Genomic DNA, 4,542 nt, shown 5'->3' on the forward strand with positions numbered 1-4,542 from the left:
TGGGTGAACAGTTACGAATGCAGCATCTTGCGGGAGGCGAGGAACGCATCGAGATCGGCGCGTTCGTAGAGGGTACGGTTGCCGAGCTTGTAGTAAGGGATCTCATACCGGCCATTACTGGCCCAGACCCCAAGGGTCTTCTCGGACAACCCAAGGTAGGCGGCAGCCTCACGGCGAGTAAGGCGTTGCGGAGTGTTCTGGTTTATTACTGATTTCATCTTGGCACCCCCAGTATTGCTTTGATGGTGCTAATTTTCTCTGGGGGGCCATGATATTAGTAGGGAGAAACGAAGCTCTGTTTTTTTTACTTGAGAATCTAGAACGGTTCTGTTATTGCCTGCTCTACCGGCATATTCCATACACCTGCATGAGTAAGCGTTCTTTCCCACGTTTTGAGACACTGGTGATCAGCAAATGCCAGGGCGTTTTTCCTATGTGTTTTTCTTAGCGATTCAGGCTCAATATTCAAATTCGGATATACTAAATCCAACGTTACCTCATCATTAATTAGACCAGGATAGAGCTGATTAGCAATCATGGTATCCAATAACATGAGGTACTTATTGGTTAGAGCCTTCCGCAACGCATTATTGCTAGCCTTGACTCCATCTTGGCAATAATCGATAGAACTTTCCTGGCGCCACTTATCAAGCAATCTGCCCATATCCTCCAGGATCTCCCTGTTCGTGTAGTGACTCAAGTTGAGCGACACAACAATATTATCACCAGGAGAATAATTAGGTTCAGATGCAAAAGCGTCCACGCATGCCTTGGTTTTATAATGTGCGCTGAATGAATCGACAGGGCTTAACTCCAGCTCCTTAGCTATGCTGGCCATCTCGTAGACCTTGCCAACTGAAAGAGGGGTCACGCTATTCAGATGTGACAGCACCCTAGGCTCATCCAAGACAATATCATTAATAAATGCCTGGAACTGCTTTGTTTTGGTACGGAGTTCCCGTAATGTGGTGAACTCTGATATGCCAGTCTGCTTTATTAACTCTGAAACCTCGTGAGGCTCCATTTTCCCCTTCATAAACTCATACACATCAATTTCGATATCGTCTGGTCTGATAATCATCAGAGAGTCAGATTTGCACATCCTCACCCAAGGCTCTATATAATATCCTGCTGCTGGATCATTTTTTATTAGAAGGTCATAAATATTCGCTCTCAAATGTAATTGCTCAATCAATTCTTTTGAGGTCAACTTTACTACGTTTTTAAATTTATCACTCTTAAAAAAAGAAAATAGTTTAACCTGCATATCTCCATTTTTTATGGAATGCTTAAACTCTTCACTCTCCATATAGCTAGCTTTAAACAAGGTCTTTTCCTCTCTCGTTGTCGGCCACGCCATGCAGACTTAGTAATAACCGGCGTTGCTCTGTTTCTGGCAGTGTGGCGAAAATGGTTAATAAATTACTATTGGCATTATTTTTACTGTCCAAGCGGCCTGCGTATTCCAAAATATCCCGTTCAATCCTGGTTGCCGGTTTGCGCAGCTCGTCTGCGGTGAAGTGGATGTAACCCTGGGTGACATCTGCACTGCGCAGGGTGCGGTGATTCATCAGGCGCTTGATGGTGTACTGACCGACCTCGGCCAGTTCGGCCACAGTGCCGAAGGTTCGGCGGGCATCGTGGCATTTGAACTCGAGCGGCGGCAGGCCGTCAGGGTTGGGGTTCGGTACAGTGGCCGCGCAGATCTTGGCTATGACACGGCGCGGCTCATGGATAGGGCGGTCTGGATTGCGACCAGGGAACACAAACCGGCTCTGTTTCAGGTTCCAGTGCCAACGGCGGCGGAAAATGGTGAGCAGGGTATCGGTGATCGGCAGCTCCAGCGGATCACCATTCTTGGTCTGGTCAATCCAGAAGTAGCCGCCGCTCATGCTGACCCGATCCCAGGTGAGCTGGAATACTTCAGCGCGGCGTAACCCCGTAAACAGCGCCATGTCTATGGCATCGCAGACGGTGGCGGTCGTATCGTCCCGCCAGTCGATGGCGTGCTGCCTGACCTGCTCCACAGCATCCAGCCAGCGCCTGAGTTCATGGGTGCGGATCCGGTCGTTGCGTCTGGGGGTGTTGTGCCAAAGCCGCTTGCTGCTCAGGACTTCGGTCGGTGGCTCGGGCAGCATGACCCGATCATTGGCATCCCGATAGTGATCACGGGCAAAGCGCCACACGGCCCGCAATGTGCGCGCCCAGCGGTCAGCCTGCGCCTTGCTGCCCTTGCCGGTGCCCGCCTTGCGAAACTCTGGCGATGCGCCGTGCCAGGCACTGGGCAACCCTTCGGTGATGGCCTTGTGGCGAACCTCGATCTTTTCCCGCGTGAGTTTGACCAAGGGGATCGTCATCCAGTCGCCGGAGTAGTTGTTGAGATCGGCGCGGTAGTGCTTGGCCGTCTCTGTTCTGATCCGGTCGCCACGGCTGGCAAGGTAGGCATCTATCGCCTCGCCCAGGGTGACTTTCAGCTTGTCCTGTTCGCGGCGGATCACGTTGGGGTTCTGGCCAGTGATGGCCACCTCTCCCAGGATCTCCAGCGCCTTGGCGCGGGCCATGTCGATGGTCAATGCCGGATAGCGCCCCAAGGTCGCCCTGATAAAGCGCCCCTCTTTCCTCTTGGCCACGCTAAACGACTTGGTTCCAGTGGCCCCGACCCGAAGCCTCAACCCCTGCACCATGGCATCACAGTACTCGACCTGCTTCCCCTCTGGTGCGCGGGGCAGAGCATCGATCGTGGCCTTGGTGAATTTGAACGCTTTCATCTTCCCCCTACAAACCAGGCTAGCCAGAGGAAGGGCAGGCAAGACAGGTCTTGTAACCTCTGTAACCTCTGACTATTTATGGTGAGGTTACAAACAAACCCAGTAAAACCGTGGCCTGTAGAGACTTGTAACCTTGTAACCTCTGTAACCTCAATATTTAAACCCTATGCGACCTTTTTTGGCCCAAGGGGGGAGTGGCGTTTGCTGCTCCTTTCCCTGGCTAGCCTGCTCTTGGCCGACCAATCGATCCAGGTATCCTAGAAATCGATTGGTCGAAAAAGGATACCTATAGGATATGACAGAGGGAGAATATAGGGGAAGACCAGAGAAGGTCACAAAATGAGCGGTGCGTTCTAAGGCATTGATTTATATAACATCATATACTGTACGTAAATACAGTAAAATGCGTTTTTCCCACGCTCATAATCGATTGGTCGTGGGTTCAAGTCCCCCAGGGGCCACCAAATTGAAAAAGGCCGCTCATCATGAGCGGCCTTTTTGCATCTGCGGATCGGGCAATGTCCAGTGATGAGATCGATGAAGTCATAAGAAAAGACCCGCCGTTGGCGGGTCTGGGCAGGTTCCGGATCAGGCACCTCGAGCGAGGGCAAGGAGCCTAATGCTGAGCCTCAGGTCTGCTCGTTGCTGCCGCTCTGGATGGATGTGCGACGCCCGATGGCAGGCAACATCCGGCTCACCAGACTGCTGCGCTGACGCCACGAGGTGAACCCAATGGCCAGCAGATGCAGTGCGATCATGCCCTGCAGTGCCCAGGTGCACCAGACGTGCCAGTCATCAGCTCCCAGATCAAACCCCATCTCGGTATTCTGGAACCAGCCGGTACCGGCAGTTGCCAGCACCAGCAACCAGAGCGCCCATACCGCCAACTTGCCGCTGCCATGATGGCCCGGCGCCGGCGGCAACCGCTTACGCATCTCGTGCATCTGCTGGCGAAAATCCTCACCTTTGGGGATAAGGGCGCCCAGGCGGGCGTAGCCACGGGCAAAGGTGAGCCCCCAGAGCAAACGCACGGAGACCAGCGCGATGGCCGTATAACCGAGCCACTCGTGCCAATCCTCTCCCGCCTCATTGAGCCAGAGATTGCCGATACAGATGGCCGCCACACCCCAATGGGTCAGGCGAACCACTGTATCCCAGCGAAAGGGATCACCCTTTTTGCTTGGCATACTTGTGATACTCCTTCTTCAGGTCGTTGACCTTGGCCAGGTGCTCGCGCGCCTTGGCTTCGTCACCGGCCTTGAGTGCAGCCAGGCTGGCATCCAGCTCGGTCTGAACCTCATTCATGCCCTCGAGGAACTTCTCCTTCTTGGCGGCAGGCATGTTCTTCTGCTTGGCGATGTCGAGCTGAGCCTTCATCTCGTTGATGTGCTTCTCCATGGTAGCCGCATCATCAGCCTTGACCGCCTGCTTGTAGTTGAAGCCAATCTTCTTCATCGGCTGTTCCAGATCGCCAGCCATGGCAGGCAACGCGATCAGACCGAACATCAGGGGCAGCAGCAGGGGGCGAACAGTTTTCAACATGGGATTTCCTTATATAACAACATGCTCAAATTATTAGGGTCACCTATGAATCCAAACAGGAATTCATCACCAGCATAATGCCATGACTCATGGTGAAGCGTTTGTGAAAAATGATGTTTTTTGTGGCAAATGGTGACAAGAGTGCCTCGCTTGTTAACAGCAGCAACATGAATGCATCGACAATAAGGCACTTCCCGGCATAAAAAACCCCGCCATTGGCGGGGCTTGTCAC

The 4,542-nt window shown here is 52.9% G+C and carries 6 protein-coding genes; all 6 read right to left on the reverse strand.

Annotated elements, in window-relative coordinates:
* Positions 1–11: 11 nt before the first annotated feature.
* Positions 12–218: a helix-turn-helix domain-containing protein gene (locus AACR93_RS04580; RefSeq protein WP_082044202.1), complete on the reverse strand. Its 207-nt coding sequence runs from the start codon at positions 216–218 to the stop codon at positions 12–14.
* Between the two features lie 98 nt (positions 219–316).
* Positions 317–1,327, reverse strand: coding sequence for a DUF6387 family protein (locus AACR93_RS04585; RefSeq protein WP_156153063.1), 1,011 nt, complete (start codon positions 1,325–1,327; stop codon positions 317–319).
* On the reverse strand, positions 1,320–2,768 hold the full coding sequence (locus AACR93_RS04590) for a tyrosine-type recombinase/integrase (protein ID WP_043852300.1): 1,449 nt from the start codon (positions 2,766–2,768) through the stop codon (positions 1,320–1,322). Before AACR93_RS04590 ends, AACR93_RS04585 begins: the two co-directional genes overlap by 8 nt.
* A 629-nt stretch (positions 2,769–3,397) precedes the next feature.
* Entirely contained in the window at positions 3,398–3,955 is a 558-nt protein-coding gene (locus AACR93_RS04595) for a cytochrome b/b6 domain-containing protein (RefSeq protein ID WP_043852301.1), read from the reverse strand.
* Positions 3,936–4,310 (reverse strand): cytochrome b562, encoded by a 375-nt coding sequence (locus AACR93_RS04600; protein ID WP_041209147.1) that lies wholly within the window; start codon positions 4,308–4,310, stop codon positions 3,936–3,938. Before AACR93_RS04600 ends, AACR93_RS04595 begins: the two co-directional genes overlap by 20 nt.
* A 43-nt stretch (positions 4,311–4,353) precedes the next feature.
* Positions 4,354–4,542, reverse strand: a 189-nt coding sequence (locus tag AACR93_RS04605) for a hypothetical protein (protein ID WP_231557028.1), incomplete at its 5' end; no start/stop codon positions are given.

The organism is Aeromonas sp. L_1B5_3, from assembly GCF_963866575.1.
GTDB lineage: Bacteria > Pseudomonadota > Gammaproteobacteria > Enterobacterales > Aeromonadaceae > Aeromonas > Aeromonas jandaei.